The organism is Nocardia sp. NPDC004711, from assembly GCF_053601595.1.
Genome location: NZ_JBSGCB010000009.1, coordinates 1 through 22,865 on the forward strand (window position 1 = coordinate 1; position 22,865 = coordinate 22,865).

Genomic DNA, 22,865 nt, shown 5'->3' on the forward strand with positions numbered 1-22,865 from the left:
GTGGCCATCAATGAATGATGGCCACCGCCGCTGCGTTTTCTGCATGTCTCCTTCGGCAACTGTTCTTGTCTCCTTGCCCGGCAGTAAGGAGACAGCCGTAACTGCGCGTGATGGGCGGGAGACGCCAACAATGTTGCAAGCCCGCGAACAACCCCCTGCCTGTCATATTCAGGAAGGTTCGGGTTGTGGGTGCGGGGCGGCGGGGGCGACGAGGTAGTGGCGGCCCGGGATTATCTGCGGCCGATACCGTACGGCTGGGTCGCAGACGACGGGACGGTCAGCCGGGCCGGCGATGATGATGATGGGGCTTGATTTCGGGGTCTGCATGCATTTCTCCGTGGGCAGGTTATTCACCGAGGTGGGTGATGGGGCCGAATTGGCGTTCGTAGTTGCTCATGCTGTCGTTGAGGGTTTGCATGAGCCGGAAGATCAGCGCGGGTGGGAACTTCACCCGGGAGGTGACCTGCACCGGTTGTCGCATCGTGGGTTGACCGGCCGGGTTGACAGCGCCCGGTTCGGTGGGCAGGTAGACCAGGCAATCGAGGGTGAAGTCGGTGCGGTTGTACCAGCAGGTGAACCCGTTGGCGTACACCCCGGCACTGACGGTCTCCGGCACGATGACCTCGACGTCGACATCGGATTCGTCCGCGGGCGGCGGAACGGGGCCACTCACCGCGAACCTCCTCGGTAGCAGGGCCGGCGAACCGGCCACACCGGGTGCCCGGTGTGGCCGGTCGCCAGAACTGTGGTCACTGCGTCATCCTCGCCGGGTCAGCGGCCCTGCTGGAGGCGGGCTTGCTGGCGGATCTGGTGGAGCTGTATCTCCCACTGACCGGCGCGGTCCTGCGCCCGGTTGGCCTGTTCCTCGGCCTGCTGCGCCAACTGGGTGGCCTGGTCGGCCTGCTCCTGGGCGGTGCTGGCCCGTTGCTGGGATTGATTGGCCTCGCCCTGGGCCTGCTGGGCCTGGCTTTGCGCCCGGTCGGCCTCGCTCTGGGCCTGCTGGGCCTGGTTGGTGGCCAGCATCGCCTGCTGGCGGGCCTGCTGTGCCTGCTGGTTGGCCTGGTTGGCGTCCTGCTGCGCATGCTGGGCCTGATGCTGCACCTGCCGGGCCTGCGCCTGCGCCTGGCGTGCGAGACCCGAGGCCTGCATCGCGTACTGGCGGGCGCTCTGTGCCTCCTGCCGGGCTTCGTCCATCCGCATCCGCAGCAATTCCACTTCCGCCTGTACGTCGATATCCCCGCGTCGAGCTTCCGCCGTCGCAGAACCGCTGGTTTCCTGTGCCATGTTCGAGCTCCCTTTCAACGATGTGTGGATTGAGACACTGAGGTTGTTGCGGGAAGAACTCGTGTGACCGGTGCCATTCTGCCCAATCCATCACCGCACGTCAGTAACTTTTCGGCAACCAGTACGCAAAGCCGACGAAACATACCCAAACCCGGGCTCGGGGGAGAACGGACCAGCGGGAACAGCAATACGCGATGGAAGCCACTCGCGGGGGCGTGACAGTACCTCGAACAGCCGAACCGGCCCGCCCCGTCGCTGTCCTCGGCAGTCGGGTTGACATCCTCGGCAACCGATTCCGCCAATCGGTGGGCCGCTAGTGGGCGAACGGCTACGGGCCGTAGCTGACAATGAATCCAGATGTCTTGCGTGAGCACGGATTTCGCGAAAGCCGGCCCTCATGCAAGCCGGCATGGCGGCATCGCTGCAGCCACCGTCGTCGAACGTACGGTTGACGCCGCTGCATCAGTAGTTGCGGGAACTCAGTGCCGGGTGGTTTGCGAGCGGTGGGAAAAGTGTGCTTTCTCGGCCTGTTCCATCAGACGCATGAACTGGTCGGTCTGCAGGTGGACGAGCGTCTCATGATCACCGGCCTCGAAGTAGATATCCGGCTGCGTGGTGAGGCTCTCGTCCATCAGTGTCGTCATGCCGTAGGCGGTGCACATGGGCGGGATAGCGCCGACTTCGCAGTCCGTGAAGGTTTCCCGGAAGTTCGATTCCTTGGCGAGCACCAGCCGCCGACCCGTTTGCGACCAGAGCTTCGCGAGTCGTAGGTGGTGGCTGGCGGGCAGCACGGCGGCGACGTAGCCTTGCGAGTCTTCCAGGAGGACTGTCTTTGCGAGGCGGTCGCCGGGGATATGGGCGGTTTCGGCGGTTTCTGAGCTGTTGTGGCTGTGCGGATGCGGTACGAGTTCATACTCGGCGCCCGCATCCGTCAGGCACTGCTGCACGGTTAGCGATATGGACATGACGGACCTCCAATGACTGGTTGGTACCACCATTAACCCCAGCGGACCTGGGCTTTCAGCATAAGTCATCACGGATTTCCCGCGCCGGGACGAGGGCCTCGTCCTGCTCAACGGCTCCGGTAGCGGCGAGGGTTCGGACAGATCGGCCGCGGGCTGTCCGGCCGAGGCTCGGGTGCCGCGTGGCCGGTCTCCTCCTCGTAGACCCGCAAACCCTCTTCGATCTTGCCCGCCGCATTCTCCAGCTGCTCGGGCGTGAGGAACCGGCCGCGGGAGGCCGCGGCGAGCAGCTGGGCACGCACCTGATCGAGATTCATGCGTGCCCATTCCAGGCGAGGCAGTTCCGGCATGATCACAAGGCTACCTCGAGTCGAACAAACTTTCGATAGTAGGCGAGCGGTCCGACAGGTTCCGGACGTAAGCGCATGGACAACCTCTGCGCGAATGCCCGGAATCGTCCGCGGTCCGTCCGCAGCGCGCCTCGCCGAGGCCCAGGCCCGCCAACGGTGCCGACATCCAAACATGCAGGTAGGCAACGGATACGGCCATCTACCTACCGCAAACGTCCAGGATGTAGGCCGAGCTCTACTTCGACGTGTAGAGGCCGGCGAGGGCCGGTGGGAGCGGGCCCCCGTGCAGGACGCCGAGGCGCTGGGTGGCGCGGGTGAGGGCGACGTAGAGTTCGGCCGCGCCGCGGGGGCCGTCGGCGAGGATGTGCTCGGGCTCGACCACCAGGACCGCGTCGAATTCGAGGCCCTTGGTTTCGGAGGCGGGGACCGTGCCCGGCATGCCGGGCGGGCCGATCACGATGCTGGTGCCCTCGCGGCCCGCCTCGTCGCGGGTGAATTCCTCGATGGCCGAAGGCATCTCGCCGAGGGTGAGCTGTCGCGCCCACGGCCGCACGCCGCAGGAGCGCACCGACTCCGGCGGCGTCACCTCGGGTGCGAAGCCGGTCAGGACAGCGGCGGCCACGGCCATGATCTCCGCCGGGGTGCGGTAGTTCACCGTCAGCGAGCGGTAGGCCCAGCGGCCGGGGACGTACGGTTCCAGCATGGCGTCCCAGGAGGTTGCGCCCGCCGCGGACCGGCGCTGCGCGAGATCGCCCACCACGGTGAAGGAATGGCTCGGGCAGCGGCGCATCAGCACCCGCCAGTCCATCGCCGACAGCTCCTGCGCCTCGTCGACCACGATGTGCCGGTAGGTCCAATCCCGGTCCGCGGCAGCACGTTCGGCGAGTTCCCGGGTGTCGCGTTCCAGGAAGCGCTCGGCCAGGTCGTCGCCGTATAGCAGGTCGGTGGCGAACAGGTGATCCTCGTCGTCCATGTGGTCGGCGCGGCCGACCAGCAGGTCGAGCACGCCTTCGGCGTACGCGGCCTGGGCCTTGCGTTCCCGCTCGGCCGCCGCCTCCTCGGCGGAGGTGTCACGGCCCAGCAGATCGACCAGTTCGTCGAGCAGCGGGACATCGGACACCGTCCACGCCGCACCGTCCGCGCGCCACAGCGTCTCGTCGGCGCCCGCCGCGCGCAGCCGGTCGGCGGACGAAAGTAGTTCCGCCAGCAGCGTTTCCGGTGTCAGCGTGGGCCACAGCTCGTCCATCAGCGCCGTGAAGCCCTCGTGCTCGGCGAGTTCGGTGCGCAGATCGGTGCGCATGTTCTCCCAGGCCTCACGGTCGTCGCGGGTCAGCCAGCCCTCGCCGATCCGCTTGATGGCCCGCTCGGTGAGCGCCCAGGTGAGCACCTCGAGGAAGGTCGCGCGAGCCTGGTTGTGCGGCAACCCGCTACCGCGCGCCTCCTCCCGCGCCCAGCCGGCGATATCCGCGCCGATGCGCACCGTCACATCCGACAACTCGATCGACATCGGCTCCTGCGGCACCCGCTGACGGTCGGCGATCGCGGCCTTCAGCACGTCGAGGATGCGCAGGGAACCCTTGAGCCGCGCCGCTTCCGGTCCGTCCTCGGCCGTGATGCTCAGCCCGGGCACGAGATCACCGGCGGTGGTGAACACCACGTTCGTCTCGCCCAGCGACGGCAGCACCCGCCCGATGTGCCTGAGGAAGGCCGTGTTCGGGCCCACCACCAGCACGCCGTTGCGTTCCATCTGCGCACGCTGGGTGTACAGCAGATAAGCGACCCGGTGCAGCGCCACCACGGTCTTGCCGGTGCCCGGCCCGCCCTCGATCACCAGCACGCCCGGGTGATCGAGCCGGATGATCCGGTCCTGCTCGGCCTGAATGGTGGCCACAATGTCGCGCATACCCTCGCTGCGCGGCGCGTTGACCGCGGCCAGCAGGGCCGCGTCGCCGCGCTCGCCGTCACCGGGACGGCCGAACACCTCGTCGGTGAAATCGGCCACCAGCCGCCCGCGCGTGTGGAATTGGCGACGACGCCGCATGTTCTCCGGGCTCGCGGCGGTCGCGATATAGAACGCCTGCGACGCCGGCGCCCGCCAATCCAGCAGCAGCGGTTCGAATTCGTTCGCCTCGTCGAAGATCCCGAGGCGCCCGATGTACGAGTGCTCGCCGGTCACGCTGTCCAGCCGCCCGAAACACAGCCCGTTGTCGGCCACCTCGAGGCGCTGGACCTCCTTGCCCAGCGCCCGCACCTCAGCGTCCCGCTCCACCAGGGTGGTGCCGCGCGAACGCAGCGTCTCGCCGTAGCGGCCCTTCACCCGGGCCCGCTCGGCGTCCAGCCGCGCGTACAGCCCGGTCACATACTCCTGCTCCGCGAGCAGTTCCTTCTCGTACCCCTGATCCGACACCAGCACCACACCTTCCCGCCTAGCCATTCCCCGCTGCCCGCCCGCGCGCCCATTCGCGCAGGTTGCAGCCCTCGGCCAGCGATTGTGCGCCAATACCGGGGCCTTGCCGCAAGTCCCCCACTGTGTTATATGGTTGAAGGGGAAAGGATGACGATCCTTTCCATTCCTCCCTCTTCCCCCTTCCGAATTCCTCTCGCCGCATCCGGGCTTTCCTAGGCCGCGGCAGGGCGTTGCCCGCCCGAGGCCAGGGTCAGGATGTCCTTGTTGCCGTCGGCCCACTGGGCTGTCATCACCATCGAATCCACCTTCCACTCGCCCCCGACCAGGTGCAGGCCGATGCGGTAGGTGCCGCCCAGCGTCCACCGCGGCGAACCGAATCGATTGGCCAGGAGGTGGATCGCCTGGAAGATCGCGGTCAGTTCCGCGCGGTCGCCGTCCACGGTGACCAGGTGATTGCCGAGCAAATGCTGGGTGGCGTCGAAGCTGCCGATCAGCTTCTCCCAGTCGGCGCGGATCTGCGCCGGGGTGACGGTCGCGGGCTCGCCGCCCCAGATGCTCGAGTAATCGAGGGTGACCTCCTCGGCGAATACACCGGGGAAGGCGTCCCAGTCGTGAATGTCGATGAACCAGAACAGGCGGGTGGCGGCGTCGATGATGTCGGCACGCTGCTGAGCGGTGGCGGTCATGGCAGATCTCCTACTGGGCAATCGAATCGGTGGTGACGGGGAGCAGATCGCGGCCGGCGAGCACGCCGCGGGCCACGCTCATGGCGGAGAGGACGCGCGGAAATCCCGCGTAGCGGAGGGCCTGCGGGATCGCCTCGACGATCTCTCGTTCACGAGACCGAGCCTGCTCGCCGCGGCAGGACGTAACCAGTGCACGCCGTGCCTCGTACTCCCGGGGCCACGCACCGCCGCCCTGTGCCAGACTGCGGGCATGGCAGTGCGCGCGGACCTGGCGGAGTTCCTGAAGTCGCGGCGGGCGCGGGTCGATCCGCACGAGTCGGGCCTGCCGCCGTCCGGTCTGCGCCGGGTGCCCGGCCTGCGCCGCGCCGAACTCGCGCACCTCGCGGGCATCAGCGCCGAGTACTACCAGCGCCTCGAACAGCGCCGCGCCGCCAACCCGTCGACCGAGGTACTCGACTCCCTCGCCTCCGCGCTGCGGCTGAACCCCGTCGAGACCGAGCACCTGCACACCCTGGCCCGCCCGCCCCGCACGGCCGAAACCGCCGCTCCCGCACCGCGTCCCGAACTGCTGCGCATGCTCGACCTGATCGACAAGGCGCCCGCCCTGGTCATCACCGACCTGTTCGACGTGCTCGCCGCGAACCCGCTGGCGCACTACGTGTTCGGCCCCATGGCCGCCGAGAACATGTCCCGCGCACTGTTCTCCGACCCCGCAGCCCGGGACTTCTACCGCGACTGGGACGATGTCGCCGCCGCGACCGTCGCCCAGCTGCGCCGCGTCGCGGGCCGCTACCCCGCCGACCCCGCCACCATCGCCTTCGTCGACGAACTCTCCACCGGCAGTACGGAATTCGCCGCCCTCTGGCGCGCCGGCGATGTCGAGCGCCGCACCCACGGCCGCAAGCTCGTCCGTCACCCCCACTCCGGCGACCTCGGCTTCTCCTACGAGAACCTCGAACTCCCCGGTGACCCCCGCCGGCGCATCGTCACCTTCACCCCCGATCCGGGCACCACCCTCCCCGCCTTGTAGGCCGAGGAAAGGTCTTGGGCATCACCGCCGCCACGCCTCGGACGCTGTAAACGGGCCTACTTTTCCTACTTCGATTGATAACTGAGGTCATGGCTCAGCCTGTCTATGAAATCGGCGAAGGACCCGCGACGCGGGTGAGTCTGTCCCTACCCGAGGGGACAGCCGAGGCGATTCGCCGACGGGTCGGGAAACGTGAGTTCTCGGCGTTCGTCACCTCCGCCGTCGAGCGCGAACTGCGAGGGTTGTTGCTGGACGAGTACCTGGCCGACTACAAGCGTCGCCACGGCGAGTTGCCGGAGGGCGCCCGGCGGCACGCCGTCGATCAGTTCGAGCAGACGCTCGCGGGTGAGGATCCATGGCCGGGCGAAAGGTGAAGGCAGCGCGGTCGCAGAGTTCGCTGCAGGGCACGGTTGTGCTCGACTGCGAGGGGCTGTCGGGCCTGCTGTCCGACGATCCGGCGATTGTCGCCCTGGTCGCAGAGGCGCGTGGGCGTCGGATGGAGATAGTGATCAGCGCCCTGACGATCATCGAAGCTACGCATCGAAAGACTGACCGGTCGCGATTGTCCGGGTTGCTGTCCATCATTCGCGTAGAGGCAGTCGACGATGCCTGCGCCCGCGCGGCGTCCGAGCTGTTGCTCGCGGCGGGGCTGCATGGTCACAAATACGCCATCGACGCCGCCGTGGCCGAAATGGCAATGCGGCAGCCGCCGCCCGTGATCGTAATGGACCTCGGATCCGCAGGATATGCACACTCTGTGCGGTGATGCGGTGCGAATCATCTCCCGGTGAGGTGAGCCCCGACGCGCCGAGCGTGGTTGCGGGGCGGGCTGGCGTGTTGTCGTTAGATTGGGGTCCGGACGGATCGGCCGCGACACGAGAATGGCCCGCAGGGAGGCGGGTTCGCGTCGGGGTGCGGGAATATCGTTGTGACACAACGTGCCACGCGAATGACAACGCGTGGTCATGTGGGGTGGAGTCGAACTATGACCTTGACCTCACTGGCCACGCAGTGTGGTGGCACGGTCATACGATCCGGGGCTGACATATGCGGGAAGGCGAGTAGGCCATGGATCGAAATGCGTTCGTCGAGGTGATGAACGAGGCGAGCGGCATGCTGGACAGCGGCCGGGCCGACGAGGCGCTGGCCCGTTTGTCGGCGTTCGACGACGGGCTCGACGCGGCGCCCGATCCCAAGGAGTACGGCTGGATCGTCTCCTACCGCTTCCGATCGGCCTTCGGCGCGGGCGATTACGCGCAGGCCCTGCGCCTGGCCGAACACGGCCCGGCCCGCTACCCGGCCGACATCCCGCCCGCCACGCTGGCCACCATGTACTCGATGGCCGTCGAGGCCGCCACCCAGCAGGGCCTGCCCGACAGCGCCGTCGTCATGGCCGACCGCTGCATCGACCTGCGGCGCGCCCACGGCGAACACGCCGAGGTGCTGATGGCCGCCATGACCGCGTGCACGCTGCTCGGTGATATCGAAAGACACGATCTGGCAAGCAGATATGCGCAGCTGCTGATCACCGAGGGCGTCGGCCACGACGACTACCGCGGCTACGGCTATTACGCGCTGTGCGCCGCCATCGAACAGGGCGTCGGCGGCCATCTCGTCGACACCCTGCGCGCCGGGCGCGAATGGCTGGAGAGTCAGGACAACGAATTCGCCCGGGTGGCACTGGAATACCTGCAAACCGCGCCCAGCCTGCAGGAACCCCTCGCCGTCAACCTGGATCTGGACGACCCGCTGGGCAATGGCGTGCCGCTGTCGGATCCGATTGCCCCCGACGCCATGCAGACCCAGTTCCTGCAGGTCGGCGACGGTGCGCCGCAGGCGGTCTCGGGTCCGTCCCAGCCGCCGGCCGCGCAGCTCGCCGGCGGCGAGACCGCCGACGCCCTCATGGACGCCAACCGGCCCGGCATCGCCGCGGCCGCCTACCGGGCGCTCATCGACGACGCCCTCTCCAGCGGCAGTCCCGATCCGCTCATCATGGGCAAGTCCACGCTGGGCCTGCTCACCGCGCTCATCTTCGACAACCGGGTCGGCGAGGCGCACGCGGTGTGGATCGACGAGCAGGGGCCGACCTACCTGGGCATCTGGTCGCTCGAGAACGGCCAGACCTCGGTCCACGACGCCATCGCCTACAACCTGGTCGCGGCCTTCCTGCACTCGCTGAGCAGCGGCGACCCCAATGCCGCCAACCATGCCGTGGACAGCCTCATGATGCGAAACGTGGAGTGGGCCTACGAGAACGACCAGCAGGCCGTCCCCGCCATGATCAACACCTGGCGGCGTCACCTCTACGAGATCCACGGCGGCGAGCCCGCCCCCGAATACCGCTGGCAGCTCACCCAGGCCGAACAGCGCTGGGGCGCGCCGGTTCCCGAGGGCGGCCTGTACTGGATGCGCCCCTACCGCTGGGTCGTCGACTGGGTCTGATGTGCCGGTGAGCGGTGGCCCGGTCGCCGCCGCCTAGGCTGAACCCATGGCAGCGACCGAAATCTGGCACAACCCGAAGTGCTCCAAGAGCCGTACCGCCAAGGCGGTGCTCGACGACACCGGCGCCGACTATGTCGAGCGCCGCTACCTCGACAATCCGCCCTCGGCCACCGAGATCCGCGCCGCCCTGACCAAACTCGGCCTCGAACCGTGGGACATCACCCGCACCGCCGAACCCGAGGCCAAGGAACTCGGCGTCTCGGCGTGGGGCCGGACCCCCGCCGACCGCGACCGGTGGATCGAGGCCCTGGCCACGCATCCGCGACTGATCCAGCGCCCCATCGTCTTCACCGCCGACGGCCGCGCCTATCTGGCCCGCGACGAGGAAACCCTCGACGAACTCCGCTGAGCCTCAGGCCAGCGCGAAAACGGGGAACCCCGGGGCGATGTCGGCCAATTCGGCGTCGGTGGCGTGCTTGGTGACGCCCTCGAAGAAGCGGCCGACCTCCCAGCCCCAGCGGTCGAGGTAGGCGCGCAGCACCGGGATCTTGTCGGCGTCGGGGAGTTCGGTGGCGGTGAAGGTCTGGACCTTGCGGCCCAGGCGCAGTTCGCCGGATCCCGCGACGCGCAGGTTGCGGACCCACTGGGTGTGCCCGCGCGGGGCGACCAGGTAGCGGGCGCCGTCGTCGGTGGTGAGGACATTGACCAGGGTGGTGCGCCACTCGCCGGACTTGCGGCCGCGCACGGCCAGCAGCCGGGAGCCGGCGATGCTGATGCCGAGCTTGGGCAGCAGGTTGAAGAAGCGGTTCATATAGGGGTCCAGGCCCTTCGGGCCGAGGTAGCGGGTGGCGGCGGTGTGGGCGTCCATGAGGGCACTTCCTTCGACTTGTGAGAGCGGTGCTCTCTGATGTGATCAGTGTGCGCGCACGACGCTCGGACTGTCAAGAGCAGTGCTCTCGAAACTTGTCGGTGATCCGATTCGTGGCACACTGTCGGAATGAGCGTGCCCCGTACCGCCCGTGCCCGCGCCCGCGCCGAGATCACCCGCGAGATCACCGACGCCGCGCGCCGGCAGCTCGCCGAATCCGGCGCACCCGCGCTCTCGCTGCGGGCCATCGCCCGTGAGCTGGGCATGGTGTCCTCGGCGCTGTACCGGTATTTCCCCAGTCGCGACGAGCTGCTGACCACGCTGATCATCGAGGCCTACAACGCCCTCGGCGATGCCGTCGAGCACGCGGTCGCGACCGAGGCCGCCCCCCGTGCCCAGTGGCGGGCCCTGTCGAATGCCGTGCGGGACTGGGCGATCGCGCACCCCCACGAGTACGCGCTGGTGTACGGATCGCCGGTGCCGGGCTATCGCGCCCCGCAGACCACCGTCGCACCCGCGTCACGCGGGCCCCTCGCCGCCCTCGGCATCGTCCACCGGGCCTGGCAGTCCGGCACCCTGGCCACGCCCACGGAAACCCTCACCCCCGAACTCGAGACCCAATCCGCCCTGATCGCGGCATTCCTGAACTCCGGCATGCCCGAACCGGCGGTGGCGCGCGCCATGCTGGGCCTGACCCAGCTGTTCGGCGTGGTCACCTTCGAGCTGTTCGGGCAGCTGGACAACACGATGGACCCGGCCGGGCCGTTCTTCGCCTACTCGGTCGAGACCATGGCCGACCTCATCGGGCTCACCGGGTAGCGCTCGAACCTCGGTGCGCTACAGCGGGAACGGTGGCGCGCCGATCCCGGCGATCCGCAGATTCCCCCACGGGTCCCGCTCCTGGAGCACGCCGGGCGCGGGCGCACCGCCCGGCACGGTCAGGAACACCTGCCCGCGGCCGGGATCGGGCAGTTCGCTCCCGTCGGCCGCGGAAATTCGCCCGTGCCAATGGAATTGGCCGTCGATCGGATCGAGATGCCCGGTCAATGCCACGCGCACCGCCACCTCCGTGCCGGGGGCGTCCAGCAGTGCGGGCCCCGAATAGTCCGGTGCGGCTTCGGGTTCGGTGAAGCCGGCGGGCGGGTCGGCCGGTGCGGGGGAGTCGCGCCGGGCCCGCCGGAACCTCACAGCAGCCCCCGCCGCCGCCAGAGACGCTTGCCGATCGGCCCCATCAGCCCCTGCGCGTCCAGGAACGTGCCGAGATTCGCGGCGCCGAGCCCGAGCGCCCGCCGCGAATGCGGGTTGGCGCGGGCCAGCTTCCGGGCCGCCCGCCCGTCCTCGATGCCCGCGCGGACGTACATGTGCCAGTTGGTCATCAGGTAGACGAACAGGGGAGCGGCGACCGCGACACACAGTCGCGTGTAGTGCACTTCGGCCTTCGACATGGTCGGCACCCGGTCTGCCAGGGCCGCGCGCGCGAAGCCGATGTGCCGCGCCTCCTCGGTGACGTGAATCCGCATGGCCCGCGCCACCAGCGGCTGCAGCTGTGGATCGTCGAGGGTGCGGCGCTGCAGCGCGTCGAAGATCTCCTCGCCCACCAGGGCGCCCACCCACACCATCGAGCCTCGCAGGAAGAGCTGCAGGGCGCTGATCGTCCAGCGCTCGAACCGGTTCGGCCAGTAGGGCCGCGTGCCGATGCGCTCGATGAGCTTGCCGAACATCATCATGTGCCGGCATTCGTCGCCCATCTCGGTGAGCGTGTAGTGCGCATGCCGGGAGGTCGGATCGCCTGCCATGAGCTCGCGCAGCAGCAGCCGGTTGAGCAGGTTCTCGAACCAGATCCCGACCGACAGCACATTGGCCAGCTCCTCGCGGGAGAGCTCGCGGCGCTGCGCGGGCGTCATGCCCTCCCACAGCGGGGTGCCGTAGAGCGAGATGACCTCGGGCGGCAGGAAGAGTTGGTCCGGATCCAGCGGGGCGTCCCAGTCCATGTCGACGACCGGGTCGTAGGACTTCTTGACCGATCCGGTCAGCAAGCGCTGAGCGAAGGACTCACGCCCGGGCAGTGCGGCGGCCGTGGGGGCGGAGACAGCGTTGTCGCCCATGACAGCTCCTGATTCATTACTGATACCGGCTGTTACACTCAGATTAGTGCTACATACTGTCTCGGTCAACGGTGAGGTGAGTATCGTGAGGCCCGTGACCGGCACCCGACGCAGACCCGCGCAGCCCTCCCTCCGGGACCGAGAGCGGGCGGCAGACGGTCGCAGCACCCGCTGGAACGGCCATAAGGCCCAGCGCCGTGCCGACATGCTCGATGCCGCGCTGGCCGTCATCGAGGAGAACGGCACCGAGATCTCGGTCCAGCAGATCGCCGACCGCCTGCAGGTCCCGCGCCCGGTCGTCTACCGGCACTTCGACGGCCGCGCCGACCTCGACGACGCCATCCGCCGCCACATCCTGGAATCCCTGACCGCCGAACTGCTGCCGCGGCTACACCCCGACGGCACCGTCCGCGACCTGGTGCGCGGCGCGGTCGGCAGCTACGTCGGCTGGGTCGAACGCCACCCGGAACTGCACCGCTTCCTGGCCTCCGGCGACCCGCACGGCGAGGCCTCGACCGCCCTGGCCGGCGCTCGCGACCGCATCGGCGGCCGGCTCGCCGACCTGTTCGCCGACGCCCTACAGCGCTTCGGCATCGACCGGAATCGGGCCCGCCCCATGGCCTTCGGCACCGTCGGCTTCGTCGACGGCGTGGTCAACAGCTGGCGCGCCGCCCCCACTCTGTCCTCCGAGCAAGTCGAGGGCATCCTCGCCGAATCCGTCCTGGCGCTGCTCGAGGGCAACGCCCGCAGCCTGGATGTCCCACTCACCCGCGACACCGTGGTGAGTGAACTGCTGTCCCGCGCGGAGGCCGCGCGGGTGGTGTAACCAGCACAACCGAATCCGCCTCGCCTGCCGCCGCGACAGGCTCGGACGGCCGCTGAGTGACTCGGACGGCCGCTGAGTGATCAGCGGCTCCCGCGCCCGGTGAGCGCGCGGTAGCTGCGGTTCCACAGCCACTCGACCGGTCCGCGGTCGAAGCGGCGCAGCCAGACATGGGCGAACACCAGCATGAGCGCGCAGACCAGCACATAGATCCCGGCGGTGAACGGCACCCGCGCATTCGCCGACACCAGGCTCGCCAGCCCCAGACCCCAGCCGTAGCACAGGAATCCCGACACCAGGTTCTGAACGATGTAGCAGCTCAACGCCATTCGGCCCACTTCGGCGAAGCGGCGCGCGACGAACCCGGGGTCCGGGCGGTGCGCGTAGCACTCCGCGACCAGAGCCAGGATGCCGAGCGAGACCAGCGGCGCGGTGCCGTAGCGGGTCACCAGGATCAGGTCGCCGCCGGTCAGGCCCAGGATCAGATCGACCGGTGCGGCGACCGCGAACCCGATCACCATGAGGCGCTTGCGGATTCGCGCGCCCTCGGGCCGGAACACCCCGGCCCGGAACAGCCGCGCGCCCACCAGGAACAGCGCGATCGACATCGGGAAGATGAAGATCGGCTCCAGCCGGAACAGCAGCACGTGATCCCAGCGGAAGGCCACCAGATCCCAGAACGACCCGTCCGCATACGGATTCGGGTCCAGCGGCCTGTGCCCGCCGTCCCCGCCCCCGGGGCCCAGCACGATCGCCATTGCGATCAGCGACAGCATGGTCAGGTGGATGCCCGCCGCCACCATCAGCCAGCGCCGTTGCGCCTGCGGGCTCGTCGCCAGGATGAACGCCACCACCAGCCCGGTGAGCGCATACCCCATCAGCACGTCGAACTCGGCGACGAAGAAGAAGTTGACCAGCCCGTCGAGCAGCAGCAGCCCGGCCCGCACCGGATATCCGCCCGGCCAGGCCCGGCCGCCGCGCTCCGCCGATCGCTGCTGGATAGCCAGCCCGATGCCGAACATGATGGTCAACAATCCCAGGAACTTCCCCTGCGCCAGCTGCTGCAGCAGCCGCTCGGTCCACAACCAGGCTCCGTGCGGCTCGTCACCGCGCGAGATGTAGCCGAGCAGTCCTTCGGCATTGGTGAAGATCCAGATATTGGTGCCCAACGTCCCCAGGATGGCGATGCCGCGCAGCACGTCCAGTGCCGCCAGCCGCCCCGAACGCGGCTGCGCGGAAACGGGATTCGGGTCCGCGGCGGGGGTGGGCGCGAGCGCCGGACGCGGGGCGGAAGCCGATTCGACCATGGCGGTCATTGTGCCGTCGCCGCGGTTCGGCGCGGATCGCCCGGGAGGACGACCCCGGCTACGACCAGCGAATGACCCCAACCCGGACAGTCCACCCGCGTCCGGGCGTGCCTTTCGCCTAGGCTCGATCGCATGCAGCGCATCATCGGAATCGAGGTCGAGTACGGCATTTCGACGCCTACCGAGCCGTCGGCCAACCCGATTCTCACATCCACCCAGGCGGTGCTCGCCTACGCCGCGGCCGAGGGCGTGCCGCGCGCCAAGCGCACACGCTGGGACTATGAGGTGGAATCGCCGTTGCGCGACGCGCGCGGTTTCGATCTCGGCCGGCTCAACGGGCCCGCGCCGGTGATCGACGCCGACGAAGTCGGCGCGGCCAATATGATCCTCACCAACGGAGCCCGCCTCTACGTCGACCACGCCCACCCGGAGTACTCCGCCCCCGAGGTCACCGACCCGCTGGACGCGGTCATCTGGGACAAGGCCGGTGAGCGCGTCATGGAGGCCGCCGCCCGCTTCGCCTCCAGCGTCCCCGGCGCCCCGCGCATGCAGCTGTACAAGAACAACGTCGACGGCAAGGGCGCCTCCTACGGCACCCACGAGAACTACCTCATGAGCCGCGAGACCCCGTTCAACCAGATCATCCTGGGCCTGACCCCGTTCTTCGCGTCCCGCCAGGTGATCTGCGGCTCCGGCCGGGTCGGCATCGGCCAGTCCGGTGACCAGCCCGGTTTCCAGCTGTCGCAGCGCGCGGACTACATCGAGGTCGAGGTCGGCCTGGAGACCACCCTCAAGCGCGGCATCATCAACACCCGCGACGAGCCGCACGCCGACGCCGACAAGTACCGCCGCCTGCACGTCATCATCGGCGACGCCAACCTCGCCGAATGGTCCACCTACCTCAAGGTCGGCACCACCGCCCTGGTGCTGGATCTGATCGAGGCCGGCGAGGATCTCTCGGATCTGCAGCTGGCCCGCCCGGTCACCGCCGTGCACACCATCAGCCACGACCCGACTCTGCGTGCCACCGTTGCGCTTTCGGACGGCCGCGAACTGACCGGCCTTGCGCTGCAACGCATCTACCTCGACCGGGTCGAGAAGTTCATGGACCGCACCGGAAACGACGACGAGCGCACCAAGGACGTCATCGAGAAGTGGGCCCACGTGCTGGACCTGCTCGAGCGTGACCCCCTCGAAACCGCGGACCTGCTCGACTGGACCGCCAAACTGCGCCTGCTCGAGGGCATGCGCAACCGTGAGGGCCTGTCCTGGGCCGCCCCCAAGCTGCACCTGGTCGACCTGCAGTACTCGGATGTGCGCCTGGACAAGGGCCTCTACAACCGCCTGGTGGCCCGCGGCTCCATGCAGCGCCTGGTGACCGAGCAGGATGTCACCGACGCCATGACCAACCCGCCCACCGACACCCGCGCCTACTTCCGCGGCGAGTGCCTGCGCCGCTTCGGCGCGGATATCGCGGCCGCGAGCTGGGATTCGGTCATCTTCGACCTGGGCGGTGACTCCCTGGTCCGCATCCCCACCCTGGAGCCCCGCCGCGGCACCAAGTCCCACGTGGGCAAACTCCTGGACGGCGTGCACACCGCCTCGGAACTGGTCCAGCAGCTGACCCACTAGGCCATGCGGAAGGGGTACGGGAACTGAATCCCGTGCCCCTTTTTCGTGTCCGCGACATGGCGGCGGGGAGATCGCGGCAACAGCACAATGACGCTTAATCCGGCATGTTGTCCCCGCTGGTGGGTAGTGTTGGGGGACGAGCATCGGATCTTCTCCGGTGCTCGCCGATGATCACAGAGGAGGTCGGCTGCTATGGCACAAGAGCAGACCAAGCGCGCCGGTGGCGGCGACGAGGACGAGGGCCCGGTCGGCGACGGCGGGGCGGGACAGGAGCGTCGCGAGAAGCTGGCGGAGGAAACCGACGACCTGCTCGACGAGATCGACGACGTGCTCGAGGAGAACGCGGAGGACTTCGTCCGCGCATACGTGCAGAAGGGCGGCCAGTGACCCAAGGTGACCCCCTGCGGCTCCAGTTGGGGTTCGCCCAATCCTCCTTCTCCGAGTACCTGCGTTTGCACGCTCCGGAACTGTTGCCCGGCAACGGAATCCGACCCGACGGCACGCACCCCAATCCGGGCGTGCCGTCGGACATAGCGCCACACGGCACCACCATCGTCGCGGTCAGTTACCGCGGCGGTGTGCTGATCGCGGGCGATCGCCGGGCGACCCAGGGCAACCTGCTGGCCAGCCGCGACATCGAGAAGGTGTACATCACCGACACCTACTCCGCGGCCGGCATCGCCGGCACCGCGGGAATGGCGATCGAGATGATCCGCCTGTTCGCGGTGGAACTCGAGTACTACGAGAAGATCGAGGGCGTGCCCCTCACCTTCGACGGCAAGTCCAACAAGCTGTCGAAGATGGTGCGCGACAACCTCCCCGCGGCCCTGCAGGGTCTCGCGGTGGTGCCGCTGCTGGTCGGCTTCGACCCGGACGCGCAGGACGCGGACAAGTCCGGGCGCATCGTGTCCTACGACGTGGTCGGCGGCCGCAGCGAAGAGCGCTTCGGGTACACCGCGGTGGGGTCGGGTTCACTGTTCGCCAAGTCGTCGCTGAAGAAGACCTACGCGCGCGGGATCGATCAGGACCGGGCGCTGCGGATCGCGATCGAATCGCTCTTCGACGCCGCTGACGACGACACCGCCACCGGTGGGCCCGACACGATGCGGAACATCTACCCGACCGCGATCGTGATCGACGCCGAGGGCTCCGAGGAAGTGACCGAGGAGCGCCTGAAGGAGATCACGCGGGCGATGGTGGAGGAGCGGGCCGCGCTGGCGGCAGAGGGGATCGGCGAAGCATGACACTGCCTTATTACGCGTCGGCCGAACAGATCATGCGCGACAAGACCGAACTTGCGCGCAAGGGCATCGCACGGGGCCGCAGTGTCGTGGTGCTGGTGTACGACAAGGGTGTGGTGTTCGTGGCCGAGAACCCCTCGGCCACCCTCCACAAGATCAGTGAGCTCTACGACCGGGTCGGATTCGCCGCGGTCGGCAAGTACAACGAGTTCGAGGCGCTGCGCCGCGGGGGCATCCTGCAGGCGGATCTGCGCGGCTACCAGTTCGACCGCCGCGATGTCACCGGCCGCTTCCTGGCCAACCTCTACGCGCAGAGCCTCGGCACCATCTTCACCGACCAGCTCAAGCCCTACGAGGTGGAGATCTGCGTCGCGGAGGTGGGCTATCCGGAGCAGTCCTCGAACTCGGTGCTCTACCGCATCAACTTCGACGGATCCATCGTCGACGAGCGGGAATTCGTGGTGATGGGCGGCAACACCGACCCCATCACCACCGCCCTCAAGGCCTCCTACCAGCCGGGCCTGGATCTGCAATCGGCCATCTCCACGGCGGTGGCCGCGCTGCAGAAGGCCGTCCCCGAGGGCGACAAGGACAAGCAGCGCACCCTGGGTTCCGCCTCGCTCGAGGTGGCAACCCTGGAGCAGTCCCGGCCGCGGCGGGCGTTCCGCCGCATCCAGGGCGCGGCGCTGCAGGAGTTGGTGACCGGCCAGGCGCCGACCGCGAACGCGGCGGCCGAGGCCGAGAAGCCGTCGAGCGGGGACCCGTCATAGGGCCCGCGCCGGCGTAGGCAAATCCCGCTATTCGGGATAAGGCTCCTTTGCACTCTCAATAGCAGAGTGCAAAGGAGCCTTGCTTTTTCGCAGGGTAGAGCGCGTGCCACGTTGCATCCCGTGCTAAATCGTTGTGAATACGTTTGCATCAGCTGTCCGACAAGCCCGTTACCGGCGACAACTCCGCTGTAATGTCGATAGGGTGCAGCGACGAATCATGGGGATCGAGACCGAATTCGGGGTGACGTGCACGTTCCACGGTCACCGTCGGTTGAGTCCTGACGAGGTGGCCCGGTATCTCTTCCGCCGGGTAGTTTCCTGGGGCCGTAGCTCGAACGTGTTCCTTCGTAATGGTGCCCGGCTCTACCTCGATGTCGGTTCCCATCCGGAGTACGCCACGGCCGAATGTGACAGCCTGGTGCAGTTGGTCACCCACGACCGCGCCGGCGAGCGGGTCCTGGAGGATCTGCTCATAGACGCCGAGCAGCGGCTCGCGGAGGAGGGTATCGGCGGCGATATCTACCTGTTCAAGAACAACACCGACTCGGCGGGCAACTCCTACGGCTGCCACGAGAACTTCCTCGTGGTCCGCGCGGGCGAGTTCTCCCGGATCTCCGACGTGCTGCTGCCGTTCCTGGTAACCCGCCAGCTGATCTGCGGTGCGGGCAAGGTGCTCCAGACGCCGAAGGCGGCCACCTTCTGCCTGTCGCAGCGGGCCGAGCACATCTGGGAGGGCGTCTCCTCGGCGACCACCCGTTCCCGGCCGATCATCAACACCCGCGACGAACCGCACGCCGATGCCGAGAAGTACCGGCGCCTGCACGTGATCGTGGGCGACTCGAACATGGCCGAGACCACCACCATGCTCAAGGTGGGCACGGCCTCGCTGGTGCTCGAGATGATCGAGGCGGGTGTCGCGTTCCGAGACTTCGCTCTGGACAACCCGATTCGCGCCATCCGTGAGGTGTCGCACGATCTGACCGGCCGGCGCCCGGTGCGGCTGGCCGGTGGCCGGCAGGCCTCGGCGCTCGACATCCAGCGTGAGTACTACGCCCGCGCCGTCGAGCATCTGCGCAACCGCGACCGCGACCCGCAGGTCGACGCCGTGGTGGATCTGTGGGGCCGCACCCTGGATGCCATCGAGGCGCAGGACTTCGCCAAGGTGGACACCGAGATCGACTGGATCATCAAGCGCAAGCTGTTCCAGCGCTACCAGGACCGCTACAACATGGAGCTGTCCGATCCCAAGATCGCCCAGCTGGATCTGGCCTACCACGACATCAAGCGCGGCCGCGGCGTCTTCGACCTGCTCGCCCGCAAGGGTCTGGCCAAGCGGATCACCGAGGACGAGGCGGTCGACGCGGCGGTGACCACGCCGCCGCAGACCACCCGCGCCAAGCTGCGCGGCGATTTCATCACCGCCGCTCAGGAAGCGGGCCGCGACTTCACCGTCGACTGGGTCCACCTCAAGCTCAACGATCAGGCCCAGCGCACGGTGCTCTGCAAGGACCCGTTCCGCTCGGTCGACGAGCGCGTGGATCGCCTCATCGCCTCGATGTGAGCTGTTCTGCCTGATCACGGGCCGCGAACACTCGGATTCTCCGATTTCGGAGGACGCCCGAAGGTTCGCGGCCCGTCTCGTTCCGGACCGAGTGGAGCAGGGGAGCGCAGCGGAGGAGCGGAGGGAGGGAAGAACGAGACCTTCACGGCTCCGCCTCCCCGCGCACCCTGCCGGAGCGCAGCGGAGGCAAATCGAACCCAGTCCATTACTCTCTACGGGGTGGCGATATCCAAGGTCGAGCGGTTGATGAATCTGGTTATCGCGCTGCTGTCCACCCGGCAGTTCCTGACCGCGGAGCGTATCCGGGAGTCGGTCGCCGGGTACGAGGAGTCCGCGAGCGACGAGGCGTTCAGCCGGATGTTCGAGCGCGACAAGAACGAGCTGCGCGATCTGGGCATACCCCTGGAAATCGGTCCGGTGAGCCGGTATTCGGGTGTCGAGGGCTACCGCATCAACCGGGATGCGTACGAACTGCCCGATATCGATCTGACCAGCGAGGAGTCCGCCGCCGTCGCGGTGGCGGTGCAGCTGTGGGAGTCCCCGGAGCTGGCCGCGGCCGCCGAGGGCGGACTGCTCAAGCTGCGCGCCGCCGGTATTCACGTGGAGCCCGACGCCGGGGTGTCGGCGGTGCCCGCGGTCCCGGCCCGCACCCGCGGCTCGGAACCGGTGCTCGGCAAACTGCTCGCGGCCATCGATGCCGGACGGGCGGTGACGTTCAAACACCGGCAGTCCCACGGGGATCCGGTGGAACGGGACGTGCAGCCCTGGGGTGTGGTCACCCACCACGGCCGCTGGTATCTGGTCGCGCACGACAATGTCCGCAACGCGCAGCGCGTGTTCCGCATCTCCCGCATCGACGAGGACGTCACCGAGTACGGCCCGGCCAATGCGGTGCACAAGCCCGAGGACCTGGACCTGCGGGCCGTGGTCGCCGAGGTCACCGCGCAGACCCCGATCAGCGGCTCGGCCACGGTGTGGGTGGCCGAGGGCCGCGGGCAGGAGATCCGCCGGCTCGGACCGGTCATGGAGGAGCGCACGCTCGGCGGACGTTCCGGCTCGATCGTGGAGGTGCCCATCCGATCCCGGGACTGGCTGGCCCGGCTCATCACCGGACTCGGCGCGGACGCCCTGGTGCTCGCCCCGGAAGACCTGCGCGAGAATGTGATCGCGCGCCTGAAGTCGGTGCTGGAGCGGACGGAGGTGTCGGCATGAGTGAGGCTGCGTCGCGGAAACGCCGGGGAGACAATGTGATCGACGCCGGCGGCGCGCGCCGGGGCGGAACCGGTGACGGCGCACGGGCTTCCGAGGGTGCGAAGGACCGGCGGGGGAGCGCGGCCGCCAGCACCAGCCGGCTCTCGACCCGGCTGGCCCGGCTGCTCAACATGATTCCGTACTTCCAGGCCAATCCGGGCATCAGCGCGGCGGAGGCGGCGGCCGAACTCGGCGTGTCCTCCAAGCAGCTGATGACCGATCTCAACCAGCTGTGGATGTGCGGCCTGCCCGGATACGGTCCGGGCGATCTCATCGACCTGTCGTTCTCCGAGGAGAGCATCGAGGTCACCTTCTCCGCGGGCATCGACCGACCGCTGCGGCTCACCTCGCTGGAGGCGACCGCGCTGCTGGTGGCGCTGCGCTCCATCGCGGACCTGCCCGGCATGGTGGATCCGAGCGCGGCGCACGCCGCCATCGCGAAGATCGAATCCGCCATCACCGGACGGGAATTCGCCGGACCGCCGCTCCCCGTGCCGGTCGAGGCCCCCGCTGTGGCGACCGTCCGGTCCGCGCTGGAGCACGATCACGCGCTATGCCTGGTCTACTACTCGGCGAGCCGCGACGTGGTCTCCGAGCGCATCGTGGACCCGATCCGAATCGTGCTGGTGGACAACAACAGCTACCTGCAGGCGTGGTGCCGGCAGGCCGAAGGCGTGCGCCTGTTCCGCCTCGACCGCATCGAGGAGGCCACCGAGCTCGACGAGCCGGCCCGCCCGCCCGCCGAGGCCGCCGCGGACGAGACCGCCGCCCTGGACCTGTTCGTCGACGATCCCGCGGTCCCGCTGGCGCGCTTGCTGATTCGCCCCGACTACGCCTGGGTGCTCGAGCAGTACCCGATGCACCGGGTCACCGTCCACCCGGACGGCAGCGTCGAGGCCACCATGCGCTTCGCGACCCTGGACTGGATGGCGCGGCTGCTGCTCGGCTTCGGCGCCGGCGTCACCGTGCTCGGCCCGGCCGAACTGGTGACCGCGGTGCGCGAGCGGTCCAGCTCGGCGCTGGCCGCCTACGCCGGGCTCGAGGGGGTCGGTCCCGCTTGAGTTTCCGTGTGACGGTGCTGGGGGCGGGCAGCATCGGCTGTTACGTCGGCGGCCGGCTCGCCGCGGCCGGGGCCGAGGTCACCTTTGTCGGACGGCCGCGCGTGGTGGAGGAACTGCGCACCTTCGGGCTGCGGCTCACCGATCTGGACGGCAATGACGCGCGCGTCGAACCGGACGCCTTCCGCGCGGTCACCGAGCCCGCCGGCGATGCCGATCTGGTACTGATCACTGTGAAATCCGCGGCCACCGCCACCGCCGCCGCCGAACTGGCCGGCCTGCTGCGGCCCGGCACGGTGGTGATCAGCCTGCAGAACGGTATCGGCAACGACGCGGTCATCCGCGAGCTCCTGCCCACCTGTGTGGTGCTGGCCGGGATGGTCATGTTCAATGTCGTTCATCACGGTCAGGGCCGCTTCCATCGCGGCACCGCGGGCACGGTCGACGTCGCCGACGACCCTGTGCTCAACCGGTTCGGCCCGGTCTTCGCCAAGTCCGGGCTGGGCTTCGAACGGTATGCCGATCTGCTGCCCATCCAGTGGGCGAAGCTGCTGCTGAATCTGAACAACCCCATCAACGCGCTGTCGGGCCGCCCGCTGCGCGAGGAGCTCGGTGCCCGCGACTACCGTCGCTGCCTGGCGCTGGCCCAGCGGGAGGCCCTGGCCGTGATGGCGGCGGCCCGCATCCGCCCGGCCCGGCTCACGCCGCTGCCGCCGGAGATGATGGCCCGGCTGCTGACCGTGCCCGATGGCGTCTTCCGCCGGGTTGCCGGAAAGGTGCTGGCAGTCGATCCGGTGGCCCGCTCGTCCATGGCCGACGACCTGGCCGCCGGGCGCAGAACCGAAATCCCTTGGCTGTGCGGTGAAATCGTGAGTCTCGGGGCCATGGTAGGAATACCCACGCCGGTGAACCAGAAGCTGATCGAACTCGTGTCAGCTGCGGAGAACGGCGACCGGCGCACCTGGTCGGGCCCGGAATTGCTGGAACAGCTCACCGACGCCGCGCGTGACGGCGCGGCGAACAAGGGTTGACAACAAGCTTCGCGATATGCGGGTCCGGTAGCATCGGACTCACCAGAGTCTTTGGAG

At 68.5% G+C, this 22,865-nt stretch carries 25 protein-coding genes; 15 read left to right on the forward strand and 10 right to left on the reverse strand.

Annotated features, from left to right (window positions below):
- Nucleotides 1-346 precede the first annotated feature (346 nt).
- The 6 genes from ACWEKS_RS10470 to ACWEKS_RS10495 form a co-directional block, all read right to left on the reverse strand.
- Nucleotides 347-673, reverse strand: coding sequence for a DUF3467 domain-containing protein (locus tag ACWEKS_RS10470; RefSeq protein ID WP_364609878.1), 327 nt, complete (start codon nt 671-673; stop codon nt 347-349).
- Between the two features lie 98 nt (nt 674-771).
- Complete coding sequence (locus ACWEKS_RS10475) at nt 772-1,284, reverse strand: hypothetical protein (protein WP_452339816.1); 513 nt, start codon at nt 1,282-1,284, stop codon at nt 772-774.
- A gap of 479 nt (nt 1,285-1,763) precedes the next feature.
- The gene (locus tag ACWEKS_RS10480) at nt 1,764-2,249 is read right to left on the reverse strand and encodes an aminoacyl-tRNA deacylase (protein ID WP_452339817.1); all 486 of its coding nucleotides are present in this window, start codon (nt 2,247-2,249) and stop codon (nt 1,764-1,766) included.
- Nucleotides 2,250-2,356: 107 nt separating this feature from the next.
- Nucleotides 2,357-2,596, reverse strand: coding sequence for a DUF6374 family protein (locus ACWEKS_RS10485; protein WP_452339818.1), 240 nt, complete (start codon nt 2,594-2,596; stop codon nt 2,357-2,359).
- A gap of 235 nt (nt 2,597-2,831) precedes the next feature.
- Complete coding sequence (gene helR / locus ACWEKS_RS10490; protein WP_452339819.1) at nt 2,832-5,030, reverse strand: RNA polymerase recycling motor ATPase HelR; 2,199 nt, start codon at nt 5,028-5,030, stop codon at nt 2,832-2,834.
- Between the two features lie 185 nt (nt 5,031-5,215).
- The gene (locus ACWEKS_RS10495; protein ID WP_452339820.1) at nt 5,216-5,689 is read right to left on the reverse strand and encodes a nuclear transport factor 2 family protein; all 474 of its coding nucleotides are present in this window, start codon (nt 5,687-5,689) and stop codon (nt 5,216-5,218) included.
- On the opposite strand from ACWEKS_RS10495, the gene ACWEKS_RS10500 reads away from it, so the two are divergent.
- From ACWEKS_RS10500 to ACWEKS_RS10520, 5 genes are all read left to right on the forward strand, one after another.
- Nucleotides 5,688-6,719: a helix-turn-helix domain-containing protein gene (locus tag ACWEKS_RS10500; RefSeq protein WP_452339821.1), complete on the forward strand. Its 1,032-nt coding sequence runs from the start codon at nt 5,688-5,690 to the stop codon at nt 6,717-6,719. The two genes, ACWEKS_RS10495 and ACWEKS_RS10500, sit on opposite strands and share 2 nt — an antisense overlap.
- A gap of 89 nt (nt 6,720-6,808) precedes the next feature.
- The gene (locus ACWEKS_RS10505) at nt 6,809-7,093 is read left to right on the forward strand and encodes a hypothetical protein (protein ID WP_452339822.1); all 285 of its coding nucleotides are present in this window, start codon (nt 6,809-6,811) and stop codon (nt 7,091-7,093) included.
- Entirely contained in the window at nt 7,075-7,485 is a 411-nt protein-coding gene (locus ACWEKS_RS10510) for a DNA-binding protein (RefSeq protein ID WP_452339823.1), read from the forward strand. Before ACWEKS_RS10505 ends, ACWEKS_RS10510 begins: the two co-directional genes overlap by 19 nt.
- Before the next feature lie 302 nt (nt 7,486-7,787).
- The gene (locus ACWEKS_RS10515) at nt 7,788-9,161 is read left to right on the forward strand and encodes a hypothetical protein (protein WP_452339824.1); all 1,374 of its coding nucleotides are present in this window, start codon (nt 7,788-7,790) and stop codon (nt 9,159-9,161) included.
- Between the two features lie 46 nt (nt 9,162-9,207).
- The gene (locus ACWEKS_RS10520; protein WP_452339825.1) at nt 9,208-9,570 is read left to right on the forward strand and encodes an arsenate reductase family protein; all 363 of its coding nucleotides are present in this window, start codon (nt 9,208-9,210) and stop codon (nt 9,568-9,570) included.
- Nucleotides 9,571-9,573: 3 nt separating this feature from the next.
- Here ACWEKS_RS10520 and ACWEKS_RS10525 read toward each other — a convergent pair whose 3' ends face one another.
- Nucleotides 9,574-10,029 carry a nitroreductase family deazaflavin-dependent oxidoreductase gene (locus ACWEKS_RS10525; protein WP_354832155.1) on the reverse strand — a complete coding sequence of 152 codons (456 nt, stop codon included), beginning with the start codon at nt 10,027-10,029 and terminating at the stop codon, nt 9,574-9,576.
- A gap of 129 nt (nt 10,030-10,158) precedes the next feature.
- On the opposite strand from ACWEKS_RS10525, the gene ACWEKS_RS10530 reads away from it, so the two are divergent.
- Nucleotides 10,159-10,848: a TetR/AcrR family transcriptional regulator gene (locus ACWEKS_RS10530; protein WP_452339826.1), complete on the forward strand. Its 690-nt coding sequence runs from the start codon at nt 10,159-10,161 to the stop codon at nt 10,846-10,848.
- An 18-nt stretch (nt 10,849-10,866) separates the two neighbouring features.
- Here ACWEKS_RS10530 and ACWEKS_RS10535 read toward each other — a convergent pair whose 3' ends face one another.
- Nucleotides 10,867-11,217: a DUF4873 domain-containing protein gene (locus ACWEKS_RS10535; protein WP_452339827.1), complete on the reverse strand. Its 351-nt coding sequence runs from the start codon at nt 11,215-11,217 to the stop codon at nt 10,867-10,869.
- Nucleotides 11,214-12,134 (reverse strand): AurF N-oxygenase family protein, encoded by a 921-nt coding sequence (locus ACWEKS_RS10540; RefSeq protein ID WP_452339828.1) that lies wholly within the window; start codon nt 12,132-12,134, stop codon nt 11,214-11,216. Before ACWEKS_RS10540 ends, ACWEKS_RS10535 begins: the two co-directional genes overlap by 4 nt.
- Before the next feature lie 94 nt (nt 12,135-12,228).
- Between ACWEKS_RS10540 and ACWEKS_RS10545 the strand changes: the two genes are divergently transcribed.
- On the forward strand, nt 12,229-12,960 hold the full coding sequence (locus tag ACWEKS_RS10545; protein ID WP_452339829.1) for a TetR/AcrR family transcriptional regulator: 732 nt from the start codon (nt 12,229-12,231) through the stop codon (nt 12,958-12,960).
- Nucleotides 12,961-13,040: 80 nt separating this feature from the next.
- Here the strand turns inward: ACWEKS_RS10545 and ACWEKS_RS10550 are convergent, their stop codons facing one another.
- Nucleotides 13,041-14,264, reverse strand: a complete 1,224-nt coding sequence (locus tag ACWEKS_RS10550) for a DUF418 domain-containing protein (protein WP_452339830.1) — start codon at nt 14,262-14,264, stop codon at nt 13,041-13,043.
- A gap of 132 nt (nt 14,265-14,396) precedes the next feature.
- Between ACWEKS_RS10550 and dop the strand changes: the two genes are divergently transcribed.
- The 8 genes from dop to ACWEKS_RS10590 all read left to right on the forward strand — a co-directional run bounded on the left by dop (nt 14,397) and on the right by ACWEKS_RS10590 (nt 22,808).
- Nucleotides 14,397-15,896, forward strand: a complete 1,500-nt coding sequence (gene dop / locus ACWEKS_RS10555) for a depupylase/deamidase Dop (RefSeq protein ID WP_354832167.1) — start codon at nt 14,397-14,399, stop codon at nt 15,894-15,896.
- 192 nt (nt 15,897-16,088) lie between these two features.
- Nucleotides 16,089-16,283, forward strand: a complete 195-nt coding sequence (locus ACWEKS_RS10560; RefSeq protein ID WP_033089305.1) for a ubiquitin-like protein Pup — start codon at nt 16,089-16,091, stop codon at nt 16,281-16,283.
- Nucleotides 16,280-17,140 (forward strand): proteasome subunit beta, encoded by an 861-nt coding sequence (prcB, locus tag ACWEKS_RS10565; protein ID WP_452339831.1) that lies wholly within the window; start codon nt 16,280-16,282, stop codon nt 17,138-17,140. The genes ACWEKS_RS10560 and prcB overlap by 4 nt, the downstream gene beginning before the upstream one ends.
- Nucleotides 17,137-17,907 (forward strand): proteasome subunit alpha, encoded by a 771-nt coding sequence (prcA, locus tag ACWEKS_RS10570; RefSeq protein WP_452339832.1) that lies wholly within the window; start codon nt 17,137-17,139, stop codon nt 17,905-17,907. Before prcB ends, prcA begins: the two co-directional genes overlap by 4 nt.
- 202 nt (nt 17,908-18,109) lie before the next feature.
- Nucleotides 18,110-19,468, forward strand: coding sequence for a Pup--protein ligase (gene pafA, locus ACWEKS_RS10575; RefSeq protein ID WP_433561033.1), 1,359 nt, complete (start codon nt 18,110-18,112; stop codon nt 19,466-19,468).
- 219 nt (nt 19,469-19,687) lie between these two features.
- Entirely contained in the window at nt 19,688-20,680 is a 993-nt protein-coding gene (locus ACWEKS_RS10580) for a helix-turn-helix transcriptional regulator (protein ID WP_364609941.1), read from the forward strand.
- Nucleotides 20,677-21,780, forward strand: coding sequence for a helix-turn-helix transcriptional regulator (locus ACWEKS_RS10585; RefSeq protein WP_452339833.1), 1,104 nt, complete (start codon nt 20,677-20,679; stop codon nt 21,778-21,780). Before ACWEKS_RS10580 ends, ACWEKS_RS10585 begins: the two co-directional genes overlap by 4 nt.
- Complete coding sequence (locus ACWEKS_RS10590; RefSeq protein WP_452339834.1) at nt 21,777-22,808, forward strand: 2-dehydropantoate 2-reductase; 1,032 nt, start codon at nt 21,777-21,779, stop codon at nt 22,806-22,808. Before ACWEKS_RS10585 ends, ACWEKS_RS10590 begins: the two co-directional genes overlap by 4 nt.
- Nucleotides 22,809-22,865: the final 57 nt, after the last annotated feature.

What these genes read in the sequence shown, in the direction of transcription:
- ACWEKS_RS10475 (WP_452339816.1), bottom strand. Translation starts at nt 1,284, where the DNA reads ATGGCACAGGAAACCAGCGGTTCTGCGACGGCGGAAGCTCGACGCGGG.
- ACWEKS_RS10480 (WP_452339817.1), bottom strand. Translation starts at nt 2,249, where the DNA reads ATGTCCATATCGCTAACCGTGCAGCAGTGCCTGACGGATGCGGGCGCC.
- ACWEKS_RS10485 (WP_452339818.1), bottom strand. Translation starts at nt 2,596, where the DNA reads ATGCCGGAACTGCCTCGCCTGGAATGGGCACGCATGAATCTCGATCAG.
- helR (WP_452339819.1), bottom strand. Translation starts at nt 5,030, where the DNA reads ATGGCTAGGCGGGAAGGTGTGGTGCTGGTGTCGGATCAGGGGTACGAG.
- ACWEKS_RS10500 (WP_452339821.1), top strand. Translation starts at nt 5,688, where the DNA reads ATGGCAGATCTCCTACTGGGCAATCGAATCGGTGGTGACGGGGAGCAG.
- ACWEKS_RS10495 (WP_452339820.1), bottom strand. Translation starts at nt 5,689, where the DNA reads ATGACCGCCACCGCTCAGCAGCGTGCCGACATCATCGACGCCGCCACC.
- ACWEKS_RS10505 (WP_452339822.1), top strand. Translation starts at nt 6,809, where the DNA reads ATGGCTCAGCCTGTCTATGAAATCGGCGAAGGACCCGCGACGCGGGTG.
- ACWEKS_RS10510 (WP_452339823.1), top strand. Translation starts at nt 7,075, where the DNA reads ATGGCCGGGCGAAAGGTGAAGGCAGCGCGGTCGCAGAGTTCGCTGCAG.
- ACWEKS_RS10515 (WP_452339824.1), top strand. Translation starts at nt 7,788, where the DNA reads ATGGATCGAAATGCGTTCGTCGAGGTGATGAACGAGGCGAGCGGCATG.
- ACWEKS_RS10520 (WP_452339825.1), top strand. Translation starts at nt 9,208, where the DNA reads ATGGCAGCGACCGAAATCTGGCACAACCCGAAGTGCTCCAAGAGCCGT.
- ACWEKS_RS10525 (WP_354832155.1), bottom strand. Translation starts at nt 10,029, where the DNA reads ATGGACGCCCACACCGCCGCCACCCGCTACCTCGGCCCGAAGGGCCTG.
- ACWEKS_RS10530 (WP_452339826.1), top strand. Translation starts at nt 10,159, where the DNA reads ATGAGCGTGCCCCGTACCGCCCGTGCCCGCGCCCGCGCCGAGATCACC.
- ACWEKS_RS10540 (WP_452339828.1), bottom strand. Translation starts at nt 12,134, where the DNA reads ATGGGCGACAACGCTGTCTCCGCCCCCACGGCCGCCGCACTGCCCGGG.
- ACWEKS_RS10550 (WP_452339830.1), bottom strand. Translation starts at nt 14,264, where the DNA reads ATGGTCGAATCGGCTTCCGCCCCGCGTCCGGCGCTCGCGCCCACCCCC.
- dop (WP_354832167.1), top strand. Translation starts at nt 14,397, where the DNA reads ATGCAGCGCATCATCGGAATCGAGGTCGAGTACGGCATTTCGACGCCT.
- ACWEKS_RS10560 (WP_033089305.1), top strand. Translation starts at nt 16,089, where the DNA reads ATGGCACAAGAGCAGACCAAGCGCGCCGGTGGCGGCGACGAGGACGAG.
- prcA (WP_452339832.1), top strand. Translation starts at nt 17,137, where the DNA reads ATGACACTGCCTTATTACGCGTCGGCCGAACAGATCATGCGCGACAAG.
- ACWEKS_RS10585 (WP_452339833.1), top strand. Translation starts at nt 20,677, where the DNA reads ATGAGTGAGGCTGCGTCGCGGAAACGCCGGGGAGACAATGTGATCGAC.